The organism is Streptomyces sp. CB01635 (genome assembly GCF_002803065.1).
Taxonomy (GTDB): domain Bacteria; phylum Actinomycetota; class Actinomycetes; order Streptomycetales; family Streptomycetaceae; genus Streptomyces.
Window position 1 is genome coordinate 233,315 of the sequence record NZ_NNBL01000004.1, and the last position, 15,987, is coordinate 249,301.

The following is a 15,987-nucleotide window of genomic DNA, read 5'->3' on the forward strand; positions in this document are numbered from 1 at the left end:
TGTCAGCCGACCTTCTTCGCCTTCTCGATGGCCACGGCGAGGTCCTCGAGGATCGGGGCGCACTTGGCGTACGAGTAGATGGGCTCGGTGACGCGCGGGATGACCTGGCCGGCCCTGACGGCGGGCAGCTTCTTCCAGGTGGCCTTGTCGAGGTCGGCGGGCTGGATGGCCGACGTCCGGTTGTCCATCATGATGATGTCCGCCGGGTGGGCGTCGATGTTCTCCCAGCTGAGGTTCTCGAACCAGCCGCCGCTGGCCTTCTTCGCCTTCTCCGTGGGCTCCACGATGTTCACGCCGAGCGACTTGAAGTACTCCAGGTCGGCGGAGAGGTTGGAGCCGGAGACGTAGAAGATGTCCTGGCTCGCGGAGCCGACGAGCACCCGGATCTCGGGGCGGGCTTTGGCGGCCTTGCGCAGGCGGGCGGCCGCGTCCTCGAAACGCTTCTTCGCCTTGACGGTCTTCTCGGCCTTCACGTCCGCGCCGAGCGACCCGGCGAGCTCGAGCAGGCGCGCCAGCGGCTGGGTCATCTGCCGGTCGTAGACGGAGATGCCGACACTCGGGGCGAGCTTCAGGATCTTGTCCGCGGACTCCTCGGGGACGTACCAGAGGGTGCCCTTCTCGTCGAACATCGTCGAGACGAGCAGGTCGGGGGAGAGCGCCGCGTACTTCTCGATCTTGAACTCGCCCCAGGTGTTGCCGATGACCGTCAGCTTGCTGACGTCCATGTCGCCGGCCTGCACGTCGGCCTTGCCGCCCTTGGTCGTCGTCGGGCCGAAGACGCCCTTGACCTCGATGCCGTAGTCGAACAGGGCGGCGGCGACACCGGTGAACGCGACGATGTTCGCCGGGATCTTGTCGCTCTTCGCCGTCGTGCCGCGGTCGTCCTTGAAGGACCAGGGGCCGGATTTGGCGCTGCCCGACTTGGCGCCCGAGCCGCTGTCCTTGGAATCGCTGCCGCAGGCGGCGAGCGCGGCTCCGAGGCCGAGGGCGCCGCCCGCGGCGAGGATGCCGCGACGGGAAGGGGAGGTGAGACGGGCATGGGGCATGACAGTGGCTGCTTTCGTGACGAACGGAGGGCCGCTGGCCGGATTCTGGCTTAGGTTAACCTAACCTAAGCCGTTGTCCAGAGGGCCCCCTCGTAGTCGCCGATTCAGCCCGTCAGGCCCAGCTCCCGCGCGATCAGCATCCGCTGTACCTCGCTCGTGCCCTCGCCGATCTCGAGGATCTTCGAGTCGCGCCACATGCGGGCCACCGGGTACTCGTTCATGAAGCCGTAGCCCCCGTGGACCTGGGTCGCCTCGCGCGCGTTGTCCACGGCGATCGTCGACGAGTAGAGCTTGGCGAGCGCCGCCTCCTTCTTGAACGGCTCCCCGCTCACCAGTCGCGACGCCGCGTCACGCCACGCGAGGCGGGACGTGTGCGCCTTCATCTCCATGTCGGCGATCTTGAACTGGATCGCCTGGTACGAGCCGATGTTGCGGCCGAACGCGTGCCGCTCCTTGGCGTACTTCACCGACTCGTCCACACAGCCCTGCGCCAGACCCGTCGCCAGCGCGGCGATCGCGATGCGGCCCTCGTCCAGGATCCGCAGGAACTGGGCGAATCCGCGGCCCTGTTCGCCGAGCAGGTTCGCCGCCGGGACCCGTACGTCGTCGAAGTGCAGCTCACGCGTGTCCGACGCGTTCCAGCCGACCTTCGAGTACGGCGCCGCGACCGTGAAGCCCGGCGTGCCGGACGGCACGATGATCGAGGAGATCTGCGGCTTGCCCTCGGGGGAGTGGCCGGTGACCGCCGTGACGGTGACCAGACCGGTGATGTCCGTACCGGAGTTGGTGATGAAGCACTTCGTGCCGTTGATCACCCACTCGCCGGTCGCCTCGTCGACCCTCGCCGTCGTACGGGTCGCGCCCGCGTCCGAGCCGCCGTCGGGCTCGGTCAGGCCGAACGCGCCGAGGATCTCGCCGGAGCACAGCCGCGGCAGCCACTCGGCCTTCTGGTCCTCGGTCCCGAACAAATGGAGGGGCATCGCACCGAGCGAGACGCCCGCCTCCAGCGTGATCGCCACGGACGAGTCGACGCGCGCCAGTTCCTCAAGGGCGATCCCGAGGGCCAGATAGTCGCCTCCCATCCCGCCGTACTCCTCCGGGAAGGGCAGCCCGAACAGGCCCATGCGGCCCATCTCCCGCACGATCTCGTACGGGAACTCGTGCCGCTCGTAGAAGTCGCCGATCTTCGGGGCGACGACGTCGTGCGCGAACTCCTCGACGGTGCGGCGGAGTTCTTCGTGCTCGCTGCTCAGGCGGTGGTCCATCTTTTTCACTGCTCCTGTAGGGGCTGTGCCGTTTTCACGAGGGCGCGGACGGTACGGGACGGACTGGGCCGGCCCAGCTGTTCGGCCATCCACGCGCTGGTGGCGGTGAGACGGCCGAGGTCGACCCCGGTCTCGATACCGAGGCCCTGAAGCATCCACACGAGGTCTTCGGTGGCGAGATTTCCGGTGGCGCTCTTCGCGTACGGGCAGCCGCCGAGGCCGCCTGCGGAGGCGTCCACGGTGGTCACTCCGTGCTGGAGCGCCGCGAGGGTGTTGGACAGGGCCTGGCCGTACGTGTCGTGGAAGTGCACGCCGATCGCGTTCGTCGGCACGCCCTCCTCGTTGAGCTCGGCCAGGAGCGTCTGGACGTGGCCCGGCGTCGCGACGCCGATCGTGTCGCCGAGACTCAGCTCGTCGCACCCCATGTCCATGAGGGCCTTGGCGACCCGGACGACCTGGTGAACCGGGACGGCGCCCTCCCAGGGGTCCCCGAAGCACATGGAGAGATAGCCGCGCACATGCGCCCGGCCCTCCTTGGCGCGGGTCACGACCGGCTCGAACATGGCGAGCGCCTCGTCCACCGTCCGGTTCAGATTGGCCTTGGCGAACGACTCCGTGGCGCTGGCGAACACGGCGACGCGGCGAGCCCCGAGCGCGAGGGCCCGGTCCAGACCCCGCTCGTTCGGCACCAGGACGGGCAGGTGCGGGCGGGCCGCGCCCTCGAAGTTCCGGAGCATCGGGAACAGAGCTTCCGCGTCCGCCAGCTGGGGAACCCACTTGGGGTGCACGAAGCTGGTGGCCTCGATGGTGGTCAGGCCCGCGGCCGCGAGGCGGTGCACGAACTCCGCCTTCACCTCCGTGGGAACGGTCGCCTTCTCGTTCTGCAGTCCGTCCCGCGCGCCGACCTCGTGGATCCGCACATGCGCGGGCAGATCCTGGGAGGCCACGACCATGGGCAGGGCGGTGGGCGCGGTGGGCGCGGGGGAGGTGGGGGATGAGGGGGATGCGGGGGATGCGGGGGTGCTCATGCCGTCGTCTCCTCGTGCGGTGTGACGACCGCGAGGATCTGGTCCATCGCGACGGTCGTGCCCGGTGTGACGTCCAGTTCGGCCACGGTGCCGGCGTGCGGGGCGGAGATGACGTGCTCCATCTTCATCGCCTCGACCACCAACAGGCTCTGTCCGGCGACCACTTCGTCCCCCACGGCCACCTTGACGACGGTGACCGTGCCGGGCATCGGGGCGGTGAGGGAGTCGGCGCCGGAGTGCGCGGCGCCGGTCAGCGAGGCCGCCACCGGGTCGAAGTCCTGCACGTGCCAGGCGTCGCCGTCCCGGCCCAGCCAGTCGCCGGCGCGGTGGAAGGTGTGGGTGAGGCCGTCGAGGTGGACGGTGACGCTGTCGGCGCCGACCGTGCCCGTGCCCTGCGCCCGGTGAGTGACGGGCTCAAGTCCCGCGACTCGCAGGTGGAGGTCCAGGGGTGCCGGTTCGCCTCCCAGGCGCCATCCGCTGGGGACGGAGAAGGGGTCCGTCCAGCCGTCTCCCGAAGGGGCGAGGCGTGCCGCGCGTAGCGCGGCCGCCGCCTCGTACACCTCCACCGGCACCTCCCCGGAGACCAGGCCGTCGGCCTCCCGCTCCACGAGCCCCGTGTCCAGCTCGCCCGCCACCACCGCCGGGTGCGCGAGCAGCCGCCGCAGGAACCCGGCGTTCGTCGGCACGCCCAGCGTGACCGTCTCCGCGAGGGCGGCGCGCAGCTTGCGCAGGGCGGTCGCCCGGTCCGGGCCGTACGCGATGACCTTCGACAGCATCGGGTCGTACAGGCTCCCGACCTCCGTGCCCTCGCTGAGCCCCGAGTCGGTGCGCACCCCGTCGCCCTGCGGCTCGCGCAGCGAGACGACCGTGCCGCCCGACGGCAGGAAGCCGCGCGAAGGGTCCTCGGCGCAGATCCGGGCCTCGACCGCGTGCCCGGTCAGCTCGATGTCGCCCTGCGCGTACGGCAGTTGCTCACCTGCCGCGACCCGCAGCTGCCACTCCACCAGGTCGACGCCCGTGATCAGCTCCGTGACCGGGTGCTCCACCTGGAGGCGGGTGTTCATCTCCATGAAGTAGTACGAGGACGGGTCGTTGCCCGGCACGATGAACTCCACCGTGCCCGCGCCGCGGTACCCGCACGAGCGGGCCGCCTGCACCGCTGCCTCGCCCATCGCCGCGCGTGTCGCCTCGTCGAGCAGGACGCTCGGCGCCTCCTCGATGATCTTCTGGTGGCGGCGCTGGAGGGAGCACTCGCGCTCGCCCAGGTGGATCACGTGCCCGTGGCCGTCGGCCAGGACCTGGATCTCGATGTGCCGGGGGCGGTCGACCCAGCGCTCCACGAGGAGCGTGTCGTCGCCGAAGGAGGCGCGGGCCTCACGGCGGGCGGCCGCGATCTCGTCGCCGAGCAGCGCCTCGTCACGGACCAGGCGCATGCCCTTGCCGCCGCCGCCCGCGGACGGCTTGAGCAGTACGGGCATGCCGATCTCCCGTGCCGCGTCGGCCAGTTGGGCGTCGGTCAGGCCGCTGCCGGACGAGCCGGGCACGACCGGGACCCCGGCCGCCTGCACGGTCTCCTTGGCGCGGATCTTGTCGCCCATGAGGGAGATCGCGTCGGCGGAGGGGCCGATGAAGACGAGGCCCGCGTCGGCGCAGGCCCGTGCGAAGGCGGCGTTCTCCGCCAGGAATCCGTAGCCCGGGTGGACGGCCTGCGCGCCCGTGCGCGCCGCCGCTTCGAGGAGCCGGTCCACGCGGAGATAGCTCTCGCCCGCGGGCGGCGGCCCGATGCGGACCGCCGTGTCGGCCTCGCGCACATGGCGGGCGTCGGCGTCCGCGTCGCTGTACACGGCCACCGAGCGGATGCCGAGCACCCGCAGCGTACGGATGACGCGGACGGCGATCTCGCCGCGGTTGGCCACAAGAACGGTGTCGAACATGCTCATGGGGTCCCTCCCCTCACATCCGGAAGACGCCGAAGCCGCCGGACTTCTCCGGCAGCGGCGCGTGGGCACAGGCGGTCAGGGCGAGGCCGAGGACCTGCCGGGTCTCCAGCGGGTCGATCACGCCGTCGTCCCAGAGCCGGGCCGTCGCGTAGTAGGCGTTCCCCTGCTCCTCGTACTGCGCGCGGATCGGTGCCTTGAAGGCGTCCTCGTCCTCGGCGGGCCACTGCTCGCCGCGCGCCTCCAGCTGGTCGCGCTTGACGGTCGCGAGGACCGAGGCGGCCTGCTCGCCGCCCATGACGGAGATCTTGGCGTTGGGCCACATCCACAGGAAGCGCGGCGAGTAGGCCCGGCCGCACATCGAGTAGTTGCCCGCCCCGTACGACCCGCCGACGACGACGGTCAGCTTCGGCACGCGGGTGCTGGCGACGGCCGTGACCATCTTGGCGCCGTGCTTGGCGATCCCGCCCGCCTCGTAGTCCCGCCCCACCATGAAGCCCGAGATGTTCTGCAGGAACACCAGCGGGATGCCGCGCTGGTCGCACAGCTCGATGAAGTGCGCGCCCTTCTGGGCGGACTCGGAGAACAGGATGCCGTTGTTCGCGACGATCCCGACCGGGTGGCCGTGGATGCGGGCGAAGCCGGTGACGAGGGTCTGCCCGAACTCCGCCTTGAACTCGGCGAACCGCGAGCCGTCCACCACGCGCGCGATGACCTCCCGCACGTCGTACGGGGTGCGGGAGTCGACCGGCACCGCGCCGTACAGCCCCGCCGGGTCGACCTTCGGCTCGATCGCCGGGGTGACCGACCACGGCAGCTCGCCGCGCTCCGGGAGCGTCGAGACGATCGTCCGCACGATCCGCAGCGCGTGCGCGTCGTCCTCCGCGAGATGGTCCGTGACGCCCGAGATCCGGGAGTGCACCTCGCCGCCGCCCAGCTCCTCGGCCGTGACGACCTCGCCGGTGGCGGCCTTCACCAGGGGCGGGCCGCCCAGGAAGATCGTGCCCTGATTGCGCACGATCACGGCCTCGTCGCTCATCGCCGGGACGTACGCCCCGCCCGCCGTGCACGAGCCGAGGACCGCGGCGATCTGGGGGATGCCGGCGCCCGACATCCGCGCCTGGTTGTAGAAGATCCGCCCGAAGTGCTCGCGGTCGGGGAAGACCTCGTCCTGCATCGGCAGGAAGGCGCCGCCCGAGTCGACCAGGTAGACGCACGGCAGCCTGTTCTCCAGGGCCACCTCCTGGGCGCGCAGGTGCTTCTTCACCGTCATCGGGTAGTACGTGCCGCCCTTGACCGTCGCGTCATTGGCGACGATCACGCACGCGCGACCGCTGACCCGCCCGATCCCGGCGATCACCCCGGCGGCCGGGGCCTGGTCCCCGTACATCCCGTCGGCCGCCAGCGGCGCCAGCTCCAGGAACGGGGAGCCCGGGTCGAGCAGTGTGTCCACGCGGTCGCGCGGCAGCAGCTTGCCGCGCGCGGTGTGCCGGGCGCGGGCCCGCTCGCCGCCGCCGAGCCGGGCCGCGGCCAGCTTGCCGCGCAGCTCGTCGGCCAGCGCCTCGTGCGCCGCCTCGTTGGCCTTCCAGGCCTCCGACGCGGGATCCGCCGCGCTCGTCAGCTCCGGTGCCTCCTGCATTGCGCAGTCCCCTCGATCGGCTCTCGCTCGGTTAGTGAGCGTTAACGCGTTTCCCTCAGGTTAACGACCGCTAACGTCGCTGTCTAGAATTACCTTCATGGCCACCAGAACCGACGCCCCCACCCGCCGCGAGCAGATCCTCAAGGAGGCCGCGCGGCTCTTCGCCGAGCGCGGGTTCCACGGAGTCGGCGTCGACGAGATAGGCGCCGCGGTCGGTATCAGCGGCCCCGGGCTCTACCGTCACTTCGCGGGCAAGGACGCGATGCTCGCCGAGCTGCTCGTCGGCATCAGCGGACGGCTCCTGACCGGCGGCAAGCGCCGGCTCGCCGAGTCCGACGGCGGCGACCCCGAAGCGCTGCTCGACTCCCTCATCGAGGGCCACATCGACTTCGCCCTCGACGACCGCCCCCTGATCACCCTGCACGACCGTGAGCTGGACCGCCTGCGCGACAGCGACCGCAAGCTGGTGCGTCAGCTCCAGCGCCAGTACGTCGAGCTGTGGGTCGAGGCGGTGCGCGAGGTCTATCCGGGCCTGGTCGAGCAGCCCGCGCGTGCCGCCGTGCACGCCGTCTTCGGCCTGCTCAACTCGACCCCGCACCTCGGCAGGTCCGGCGGACTGCCCGGCCGCGAGGCGACGGCGGGGCTGCTGCACCGCATGGCGCGCGGGGCATTCGAGGCCGCGTAGGCGCCTGTCGTCAAGTTCCCGTCGTCCGCCCGCGAGGGCGGGCCGGGCGTGACGTGCGTCTCTGGACGCTCCAGAAACTGGCGGGTAACCTAAGCTGAGCAAGCGCTTAGTCGTGCAGTGATGCCGTTTCCGAAGGAGCAGGTCGTGCGCCGTACCGTTTACAACGAGGACCACGAGGCGTTCCGGGACACCATCCGCGCCTTCATCGAGGCCGAGGTCGTGCCCGTCTACGACGAGTGGTTCGCGGCCGGGCAGGCCCCGCGCGACTTCTACTACAAGCTCGCCGAGCTCGGCGTCTTCGGTATCCGCGTGCCCGAGGAGTTCGGCGGCGCCGGCATCGACTCGTACAAGTTCGAGGCCGTGATGTACGAGGAGACCTCGCGCGCGGGTGTCCAGTTCGGCGGCTCCGGCGTGCACGTGCTGCTCGGCCTGCCGTACATCAAGATGCTCGCCACCGACGAGCAGAAGAAGCGCTTCCTGCCGAAGTTCGTCTCCGGCGAGGAGATGTGGGCCCTCGCGATGACCGAGCCGGGCACCGGCTCCGACCTCGCGGGCATGAAGACCACCGCCAAGCTCTCCGAGGACGGCACGCACTACGTCCTCAACGGCGCCAAGACCTTCATCACCGGCGGCGTCCACGCCGACAAGGTGATCGTCTGCGCCCGCACCGACGCGCCCACCGCCGAGGACCGCCGCCACGGCATCTCCCTCTTCGCGGTGGACACCAAGTCCGAGGGCTACTCGATAGGCCGCAAGCTCGACAAGCTCGGCCTGAAGACCTCCGACACCGCCGAGCTGGCGTTCGTCGACGTGAAGGTCCCCGTCGAGGACCTTCTCGGCGAGGAGAACAAGGGCTTCTACTACCTCGGCCACAACCTCGCCTCCGAGCGCTGGGGCATCGCTTTCGGCGCCTACGCGCAGGCCAAGGCCGCCGTCCGGTTCGCCAAGGAGTACGTCCAGGAGCGCGCCGTCTTCGGCAAGCCCGTCGCGTCCTTCCAGAACACCAAGTTCGAACTGGCCGCCTGCCAGGCCGAGGTGGACGCCGCCGAGGCCGTCGCCGACCGCGCCCTCGAGGCCCTCGACGCGGGCGAGCTGACCCCCGCCGAGGCCGCCAGCGCCAAGCTGTTCTGCACCGAGGTCGCGCACCGCGTCATCGACCGCTGCCTCCAGCTGCACGGCGGCTACGGCTTCATGAACGAGTACCCGATCGCCCGCCTGTACGCGGACAACCGCGTCAACCGCATCTACGGCGGCACCAGCGAGATCATGAAGACGATCATCGCGAAGGACATGGGCCTGTAACCCGCCCGTCCCTCCGCCTTCTGTAGAACTGGCTGTATGAATCAGGCACTGGAGTCCCTGCTCGATCTGCTCGACCTGGAGCGGATCGAGCAGGACATCTTCCGCGGGCAGTCCCGCTCCGCCGTCGTCCCCCGGGTCTTCGGCGGACAGGTGGCTGCCCAGGCGCTCGTCGCCGCCGGGCGCACCGTCCCCGGCGACCGGCACGCCCACTCGCTGCACGCGTACTTCCTCGTGGCCGGTGACCCGGGCGCGCCCATCGTCTACACCGTCGACCGGATCCGCGACGGGCGCTCCTTCACCACGCGCCGCGTCGTCGCCGTCCAGCACGGGCAGCCGATCTTCCATCTCTCGGCGTCCTTCCAGACGTACGAGGACGGGCTCGAGCACCAGGCGGCCATGCCGTCCGCGCCCGACCCCGAGACGCTGCCCACCGCCGCCGAGATGCTGCCGCGCTACGCCGACGCGTTCGTCGAGCCCGGCGTCGTCGAGCGGCTCCTCGAAGCGCGCGAGGCCGTCGACCTGCGGTACGTGGACGCGCCGCCGTTCGGCAGTGTCGGGACCCCGCAGGAGCCGCGCTCGCAGGTCTGGTTCCGTACGAACGGCAAGCTCGACGGCGTCATCGACGAGCCGCTGCTGCACGTCTGCCTCGCCACGTACGTCTCCGACATGACGCTCCTGGACTCCGTGCTGCTCGCGCACGGACGCGGGGGATGGGCCGTGGGCGACGTGGTCGGCGCCTCGCTCGACCACGCGATGTGGTTCCACCGGCCGTTCCGCGCGGACGAATGGCTCCTGTACGACCAGGAGTCGCCGTCGGCCTCGGGCGGGCGCGGCCTCGGCCAGGCCCGCATCTACACCCGCGACGGACAGCTCGCCATCTCCGTGATCCAGGAGGGCGTCGTCCGCGTCCCGCGCTAGGGCCTCCCGTCCGGATCAGGCCGGCGTGGTTCGCGGCGCGTGGCGATCGGACATACCGTCACCTGCATGGGTACGAGCGCTGAGCAGAGTGGGACGGCCGGGGACACGGGGGAGAACGGCGGGGGCGAGAGCGTCGTCACCGTTCTCGTCGCGGCCGCGGCCAACCTCGGGATCGCCCTCGCCAAGGCCGTCGCCGGCGTCATCAGCGGGTCGAGCGCCATGCTCTCGGAGGCCGCCCACTCGGTCGCCGACACGGTCACCGAGGTGCTGCTGCTCACCGCGCTGAAGCGGAGCGAGAAGCCCGCGGACGAGGAACACCCCCTCGGCTACGGGCCCGAGCGCTACATCTGGGCCATGCTCGCCGCCGTCGCCACCTTCGTCGGCGGCGCCGTCTTCTCGATCTACGACGGCATCCACACCCTGATCGCCGGCGAGGAGCTCGGCAACCCGCTCATCTCGTACATCGTCCTCGCCCTCGCCTTCCTCCTGGAGGGCTTCTCGCTGCGTACGGGCATCAAGCAGGCCCGGGGCGAGGCCGAGCGCATGGGGGCGCCCGTGGGCCGGTATCTGCAGCGCACCCCCGACACCGCCGTCAAGGCCGTCGTCATGGAGGACTCGGCCGCCCTCGTCGGCCTGGTCCTTGCCGCGGGCGGACTGCTCGGCGGTCAGCTCACCGGCTCCGGCGTCTGGGACGCCATCGCCTCCCTGTGCATCGGCGCCCTGCTCCTGTACGTCGCCTGGGTCCTCGGGCGGTCCAACGCCGAACTCCTCATCGGGCGCCCGCTGCCCAAGCCGGTCCGCCTGGAGATCCGCGAAATCCTCGCAGGCGTCGAGCACATCGAGGCCGTACTCGAACTGACCACCCTCGTCCAGGGGCCGCGCGAGGCGCTCGTCGCGGCGAAGGTCGACCTGCGGGACACCTCCACCGCCGCGCAGATCGAGTGGGCCTGCGAGGAGGCGGCCCGCCGGCTGCGCGAGCGGTTCCCGAACGTGACCCGGGTCTACCTCGACCCGACGCCCGGCTTCGCGCAGCGGCGCGAGGAGGGGCTCAACCCGTGGGGCTGAGGCCCGCCGCGTCGAGGAGATACGCCGTCATCGGGTCGTAGTGGCGCGGGCTCGTGACGTGGTCGTCGAGCGGCACCGTCACCTGAAGGGTGCCCTCCGCCTCGCCGATGAACAGCGCCGGGTCGTTGCAGTCCGCGTAACCGATGGAGTCGATCCCGCGCTGGCCCGCACAGCCCGCCCAGCCGTGGTCGGCGACGACCAGGTTCGGCAGGGCGCGCTCCTCGCGCTCCAGGCCGTCGAGGATCCGCGCCATGGGGTCCGGGGAATGCGTGTGCCACAGCGTCGCACCGCGCTCCAGCATCGCCACGTCCGCGAACTGGAAGACCATGCCCTCGTCCGTGGAGAGGCCCTCGGGGATCACGACGATCTCGCAGCCCGCCGCGCGCAGCGCCGCGGCCGTCGCGCGGTGCACGTCGAGGAGGCCGCCCGGGTGCCCGGTCGCGAACAGGACGCGCTCCTTGCCGGCCGCCGCCTTGCGCAGCCGGGCGCCCATGCGCTCCAGGGCGTCGACCGTGAGCTGCGGGTCGATGGTGTCCTGGCCGAAGCGGTACTCGGGGTCGTCGTTCACACCGCAGCGCTCCGCCATCACCGCGAGGACGTCCTGCTCGTCGGTCCAGCGGTCGCCGAGCTCCAGGCCGAGCCAGTAGTGGCGGTCGCCGTTCGCGAGCCTGCGGTAGTGGGAGAGGTTGTTGTCGCGGGGTGTGGCCACGTCGCCCGCGATGCGGGTCCGGATCAGATGGTCGACGAGCGCGGCGCGGCTGGGGGTCCCGGGTATCGGCATGCACCCCATTGTGCCGTCGGGCGCTGTGACGGGCGCCGATGTCCCGGGGGGTGGGACGGGCGTCACTCTGCGTGGCGCAGAGCGAACCACAGCTCCATGCGCACATCGGGGTCGTCCAGGTCGGTGTCCAGGAGCGTCGCGCACTTCGCGATGCGCTGACGCACGGTGTTGCGGTGGACGGCGAGCGCGGTGGCCGTACGGTCCCAACTCCCGTGCAGGGAAAGCCAGGTACGCAGCGTCTCGGTCAGCGCGGGCGTGTGGGAGATCGGGGCGAGGAGCGTCCGGGCGTGGGCCGTCGCCTCCCCGGGGTCCAGGAGCGAGGCGAGTCCCCGCGCGTCCACGTGGTGGTGGACGAGCGGGGCATGGGTCGCCCTCGCCCGCGTCAGGGCGCGGGACGCCTGCGCGTCGGCCGCCGCCAGGTCCTCCGTGGGAGCCGTGCCGCTCACCCCCATCACCCAGCCCTCCTGGGCGATGACCTCCTGGTCCGCGGGGAGCAGGGCGCGTACGAGGGAGTCGGTGGTGTCGACCAGGGGTGTGCCGAGGGAGACGGGCGGCGGGGACGGACCGTCCGGCGCGGCGTGGACCACCCGCCAATTGCCGTCGCCGAGCAGCGCCGCGACGCCGGCCGGCTCCTCGCCGAACAGGAGCCGGACCAGGGCGGCCGAGCGCGCCGCCTCGGCCGTCGTCTGGTGTTCGCCCGTGAGCAGGGAGAGCAGGACCACCGCGACCCCCGCGATCGTGTGGTCGCCGGGGTCACGGTGGCCGACCGCCGTCCCCAGCGCGTAACCCTGGCCGCCGCCCAGCGCGTACGCCGCCAGATGCGCGCCGCCCACCGTGTCCGCCGCCGACGTGGGCGCGGGGAAGAGGCGCGTCTCGCCGGGGCGCACGATCCGCATCAGCTGGACCATCGCCGCGCTCACCTCGGCCGTCGGATCGGGGCCCGCCCGGCCGACCTCCGAGCCGTCCGGCGCGGTGAGCACCGCCCAGCCGCCGGTGCGCTGCGCCAGCTGCCGCAGCACCGCGGGCACCGGGTAGGGGCGCGCCGCCGCCGTGGCCAGGCCCTGCTGCGCCTCGCTGACGCGGCGCAGTTCCGCGTGGCGCGCCTGGGCCATCAGCTGCCACACCGCGCGCGTCACCCCGCTGAACGTGGAGTGCGGCGGCACCTCGAGGAGCGGCAGGCCGTGCCGCTCGCAGGCCTCGACCAGGGCGCGCGGCACCGTGTCGTGCACCGGCGCGACGCCGAAGCCGAGCGCCGCCCCGCCCGCCGCGACGATCCGCGCCACGTAGTCGTCGTAATAGGGCCCCGTGCCCGCCGACTCCGTCGCGTGCACCCCGGCGGTCAGCAGCAGCTCACCGCCGAGCAGATACGGGTACGGGTCGGCCATCTCGGACGTGTGCGCCCAGTGGATCACCGTGTCGGGACCGACGGGCGGGCCCGCGATCTGGCGCAGGCCCAGGTCCTCGCGGGCGAGCAGCGCGGTGAGCGGCACCGGCGGGGTGGGTGGAACGGCCGGTGCGGGAGGGCCTGAGGGGCCGACCGTCGGCCGGGTTGCGTCCGGCATGGTGGATGTTTTCTCCATCCAGTCGCGGGAGAGTGGATAAAAAGTACACTTCAGCGTTGCTTTCAGGCCACCTAAGGTCGTGCCGACCGCAGGCCTCGGGTACGGGCGGATGTCCCCACGGCCGGTCACCCACCCCCATCTGCACGACACGCCACCGAGGTGCGCGAAGGAGGGCCCTATGGCCGTCGACTACACAGTGATCGTCGTCTATCTCGCCGGCATGCTCGCCATGGGCTGGTGGGGCATGCGCCGCGCCAAGTCCAAGAGCGAGTTCCTCGTGGCGGGCCGCAGGCTCGGCCCGATGATGTACTCCGGCACCATGGCCGCGATCGTCCTCGGCGGCGCCTCCACCATCGGCGGCGTGGGCCTCGGCTACCAGTACGGCCTGTCCGGCGCGTGGATGGTCTTCACCATCGGCCTCGGCCTGCTGGCGCTGTCCGTGTTCTTCTCGGCGCGCATCGCCCGCCTGAAGGTCTACACCGTCTCCGAGATGCTCGACCTGCGCTACGGCGGCCGGTCCGGGCTCATCTCCGGCGTCGTGATGTGGGCGTACACGCTGATGCTCGCCGTCACCTCGACCATCGCCTACGCCACGATCTTCGACGTGCTGTTCGACATGAACCGCACCATCGCGATCATCCTCGGCGGCTCGATCGTCGTCGCGTACTCGACGCTCGGCGGCATGTGGTCCATCACCCTCACCGACATGGTGCAGTTCGTGGTGAAGACCATCGGCGTGCTGCTCCTGCTGCTGCCGATCGCCGTCATCAAGGCCGGCGGCTTCAGCGAGATGAAGGCCAAGCTGCCCACCGAGTACTTCGACCCGCTGGGCATCGGCGGCGAGACGATCTTCACGTACGTGCTGATCTACACGTTCGGCATGCTGATCGGCCAGGACATCTGGCAGCGCGTGTTCACCGCCCGCAGCGACAAGGTCGCCCGCGTCGGCGGCACCGTCGCGGGCACCTACTGCCTGGTCTACGCCGTCGCCGGCGCCGTCATCGGCACCGCCGCGAAGGTCATGTACCCGAAGCTGCCCAGCGCCGACGCCGCGTTCGCGACCATCGTCAAGGACGAGCTCCCCATCGGTGTGCGCGGCCTGGTGCTCGCCGCCGCGCTCGCCGCCGTCATGTCGACCTCGTCCGGCGCGCTGATCGCCTGTGCGACCGTCGCCAACAACGACATCTGGTCGCGGCTGCGGGGCGCCGTCAAGCCCTCCGGCAGCGACAAGGACGAGGCGCACGACGAGGTGAAGGGCAACCGCCTCTTCATCCTGATCATGGGCGTCGCGGTGATCTGCATCGCCATCGCGCTCAACAACGTCGTCGAGGCGCTGACCGTCGCCTACAACCTGCTCGTCGCCGGGCTCCTCGTGCCGATCCTCGGCGGCCTGCTGTGGAAGCGCGGCACCGTGGCCGGCGCCCTCGCCGCCGTCTGCGTCGGCGGACTCGCCGTCATCGGCCTGATGTGGGGCTACGGAATCCTCGCCAACGAGCCCGTCTACTACGGCCTCCTGCTGTCCCTCGCCGCCTACGTCATCGTCTCCCTCGCCACCAAGCCGACCGACGCCGCGGTGCTCGCCGCCTGGCGCGAGCGGCTCGCCGGGCGCGGGGCCGAGGCGGAGACGGACGCCGAGCCGGCCACCGCCACTCAGTAAAGTCGCAAAGCGCTGCGTAGCCCCGTCAAGGGCTACGCAGCGCCACGAAGCGTAGGAAAGAAGGCAATTCCCATGAGCAGCAACGAGACGCCCCGCGGTCCGGTCGACTCCTCCCGCGTCCCGCGGTACGCCGGTCCCGCCACCTTCGCCCGGCTGCCCCGCCTCGACGAGGTGGGCACCGCGGACGTGGCCGTCGTCGGCGTGCCCTTCGACACGGGCGTCTCGTACCGGCCGGGCGCCCGCTTCGGCGGCAACGCGATCCGCGAGGCGTCCCGGCTGCTGCGCCCCTACAACCCGGCGCAGGACGCCTCCCCGTTCGCCCTCGCGCAGGTCGCGGACGCCGGTGACATAGCGGCCAACCCGTTCAACATCAACGAGGCCGTCGAGACGATCGAGGCCGCGGCCGACGACCTCCTCGGCACCGGCGCCCGCATGATGACGCTCGGCGGCGACCACACGATCGCGCTGCCGCTCCTTCGCTCGGTCGCCAAGAAGCACGGCCCCGTCGCGCTGCTCCACTTCGACGCGCACCTCGACACGTGGGACACGTACTTCGGCGCCGAGTACACGCACGGCACGCCGTTCCGCCGGGCGGTGGAGGAGGGCATCCTCGACACCTCCGCCCTCTCCCACGTCGGCACGCGCGGTCCGCTCTACGGCAAGCAGGACCTGACCGACGACGAGAAGATGGGCTTCGGCATCGTCACCTCGGCGGACATCTACCGCCGCGGCGCCGACGAGGTCGCCGACCAGCTGCGCCAGCGCATCGGGAACCGACCCCTCTACATCTCCATCGACATCGACTGCCTCGACCCGGCCCACGCGCCCGGCACCGGCACCCCCGAGGCCGGCGGCATGACCTCGCGTGAGCTCCTGGAGATCCTGCGCGGCCTGTCGTCCTGCAACCTCGTGTCCGCCGACGTCGTCGAGGTCGCCCCGGCCTACGACCACGCGGAGATCACGGCCGTCGCCGCCTCGCACACCGCGTACGAGCTGACGACGATCATGTCCCGTCAGATCGCGCAGAGCCGCGCGGCACAGTAGGACGGACGACGGTCGGGGTGTGCCCACCGGCCCGCAGGGCGGAACGGGTGGGCACACC

General features: G+C 71.4%; 13 protein-coding genes. 6 read left to right on the top strand and 7 right to left on the bottom strand.

The window, feature by feature from the left end:
• Positions 1–2 precede the first annotated feature (2 nt).
• The 5 genes from CG723_RS16095 to CG723_RS16115 all read right to left on the bottom strand — a co-directional run bounded on the left by CG723_RS16095 (position 3) and on the right by CG723_RS16115 (position 6,915).
• Entirely contained in the window at positions 3–1,046 is a 1,044-nt protein-coding gene (locus CG723_RS16095; protein WP_100594090.1) for an ABC transporter substrate-binding protein, read from the bottom strand.
• Positions 1,047–1,150: 104 nt separating this feature from the next.
• Positions 1,151–2,311, bottom strand: coding sequence for an acyl-CoA dehydrogenase family protein (locus CG723_RS16100; protein ID WP_100594091.1), 1,161 nt, complete (start codon positions 2,309–2,311; stop codon positions 1,151–1,153).
• 5 nt (positions 2,312–2,316) lie between these two features.
• Positions 2,317–3,264: a hydroxymethylglutaryl-CoA lyase gene (locus tag CG723_RS16105; protein ID WP_100594310.1), complete on the bottom strand. Its 948-nt coding sequence runs from the start codon at positions 3,262–3,264 to the stop codon at positions 2,317–2,319.
• 71 nt (positions 3,265–3,335) lie between these two features.
• Complete coding sequence (locus CG723_RS16110; protein ID WP_100594311.1) at positions 3,336–5,273, bottom strand: acetyl-CoA carboxylase biotin carboxylase subunit; 1,938 nt, start codon at positions 5,271–5,273, stop codon at positions 3,336–3,338.
• A 19-nt stretch (positions 5,274–5,292) separates the two neighbouring features.
• Positions 5,293–6,915 (bottom strand): carboxyl transferase domain-containing protein, encoded by a 1,623-nt coding sequence (locus tag CG723_RS16115; protein WP_100594092.1) that lies wholly within the window; start codon positions 6,913–6,915, stop codon positions 5,293–5,295.
• Between the two features lie 97 nt (positions 6,916–7,012).
• On the opposite strand from CG723_RS16115, the gene CG723_RS16120 reads away from it, so the two are divergent.
• The 4 genes from CG723_RS16120 (at position 7,013) to CG723_RS16135 (ending at position 10,885) form a co-directional block, all read left to right on the top strand.
• A complete protein-coding gene (locus CG723_RS16120; protein WP_100594093.1) occupies positions 7,013–7,600 on the top strand; it encodes an SACE_7040 family transcriptional regulator in 588 nt (195 codons plus the stop codon).
• Positions 7,601–7,744: 144 nt separating this feature from the next.
• Positions 7,745–8,902, top strand: a complete 1,158-nt coding sequence (locus tag CG723_RS16125) for an acyl-CoA dehydrogenase family protein (RefSeq protein ID WP_100594312.1) — start codon at positions 7,745–7,747, stop codon at positions 8,900–8,902.
• Between the two features lie 36 nt (positions 8,903–8,938).
• Positions 8,939–9,820, top strand: coding sequence for an acyl-CoA thioesterase (locus tag CG723_RS16130; RefSeq protein WP_100594094.1), 882 nt, complete (start codon positions 8,939–8,941; stop codon positions 9,818–9,820).
• 66 nt (positions 9,821–9,886) lie between these two features.
• Positions 9,887–10,885, top strand: a complete 999-nt coding sequence (locus tag CG723_RS16135; protein WP_100594313.1) for a cation diffusion facilitator family transporter — start codon at positions 9,887–9,889, stop codon at positions 10,883–10,885.
• On the opposite strand, the gene CG723_RS16140 is transcribed toward CG723_RS16135, so the two are convergent.
• Together CG723_RS16140 and CG723_RS16145 are read right to left on the bottom strand one after the other, a co-directional pair.
• On the bottom strand, positions 10,869–11,666 hold the full coding sequence (locus tag CG723_RS16140) for a phosphatase (protein WP_100594314.1): 798 nt from the start codon (positions 11,664–11,666) through the stop codon (positions 10,869–10,871). The two genes, CG723_RS16135 and CG723_RS16140, sit on opposite strands and share 17 nt — an antisense overlap.
• Positions 11,667–11,728: 62 nt before the next feature.
• Positions 11,729–13,228, bottom strand: a complete 1,500-nt coding sequence (locus CG723_RS16145; RefSeq protein ID WP_234374332.1) for a PucR family transcriptional regulator — start codon at positions 13,226–13,228, stop codon at positions 11,729–11,731.
• Between the two features lie 178 nt (positions 13,229–13,406).
• Here CG723_RS16145 and CG723_RS16150 point away from each other — a divergent pair, with 178 nt between their 5' ends.
• Together CG723_RS16150 and speB are read left to right on the top strand one after the other, a co-directional pair.
• On the top strand, positions 13,407–14,885 hold the full coding sequence (locus CG723_RS16150; protein WP_100594096.1) for a sodium:solute symporter: 1,479 nt from the start codon (positions 13,407–13,409) through the stop codon (positions 14,883–14,885).
• Between the two features lie 72 nt (positions 14,886–14,957).
• Positions 14,958–15,929 carry an agmatinase gene (speB, locus tag CG723_RS16155; protein ID WP_100594097.1) on the top strand — a complete coding sequence of 324 codons (972 nt, stop codon included), beginning with the start codon at positions 14,958–14,960 and terminating at the stop codon, positions 15,927–15,929.
• The last annotated feature ends 58 nt before the right edge of the window (positions 15,930–15,987 follow it).

Excerpts from the sequence above, each read along its gene's own strand:
- CG723_RS16095 (WP_100594090.1), bottom strand. The coding sequence starts at position 1,046 with ATGCCCCATGCCCGTCTCACCTCCCCTTCCCGTCGCGGCATCCTCGCC.
- CG723_RS16100 (WP_100594091.1), bottom strand. The coding sequence starts at position 2,311 with ATGGACCACCGCCTGAGCAGCGAGCACGAAGAACTCCGCCGCACCGTC.
- CG723_RS16105 (WP_100594310.1), bottom strand. The coding sequence starts at position 3,264 with ATGGTCGTGGCCTCCCAGGATCTGCCCGCGCATGTGCGGATCCACGAG.
- CG723_RS16110 (WP_100594311.1), bottom strand. The coding sequence starts at position 5,273 with ATGTTCGACACCGTTCTTGTGGCCAACCGCGGCGAGATCGCCGTCCGC.
- CG723_RS16115 (WP_100594092.1), bottom strand. The coding sequence starts at position 6,915 with ATGCAGGAGGCACCGGAGCTGACGAGCGCGGCGGATCCCGCGTCGGAG.
- CG723_RS16120 (WP_100594093.1), top strand. The coding sequence starts at position 7,013 with ATGGCCACCAGAACCGACGCCCCCACCCGCCGCGAGCAGATCCTCAAG.
- CG723_RS16130 (WP_100594094.1), top strand. The coding sequence starts at position 8,939 with ATGAATCAGGCACTGGAGTCCCTGCTCGATCTGCTCGACCTGGAGCGG.
- CG723_RS16135 (WP_100594313.1), top strand. The coding sequence starts at position 9,887 with ATGGGTACGAGCGCTGAGCAGAGTGGGACGGCCGGGGACACGGGGGAG.
- CG723_RS16140 (WP_100594314.1), bottom strand. The coding sequence starts at position 11,666 with ATGCCGATACCCGGGACCCCCAGCCGCGCCGCGCTCGTCGACCATCTG.
- CG723_RS16145 (WP_234374332.1), bottom strand. The coding sequence starts at position 13,228 with ATGCCGGACGCAACCCGGCCGACGGTCGGCCCCTCAGGCCCTCCCGCA.
- CG723_RS16150 (WP_100594096.1), top strand. The coding sequence starts at position 13,407 with ATGGCCGTCGACTACACAGTGATCGTCGTCTATCTCGCCGGCATGCTC.
- speB (WP_100594097.1), top strand. The coding sequence starts at position 14,958 with ATGAGCAGCAACGAGACGCCCCGCGGTCCGGTCGACTCCTCCCGCGTC.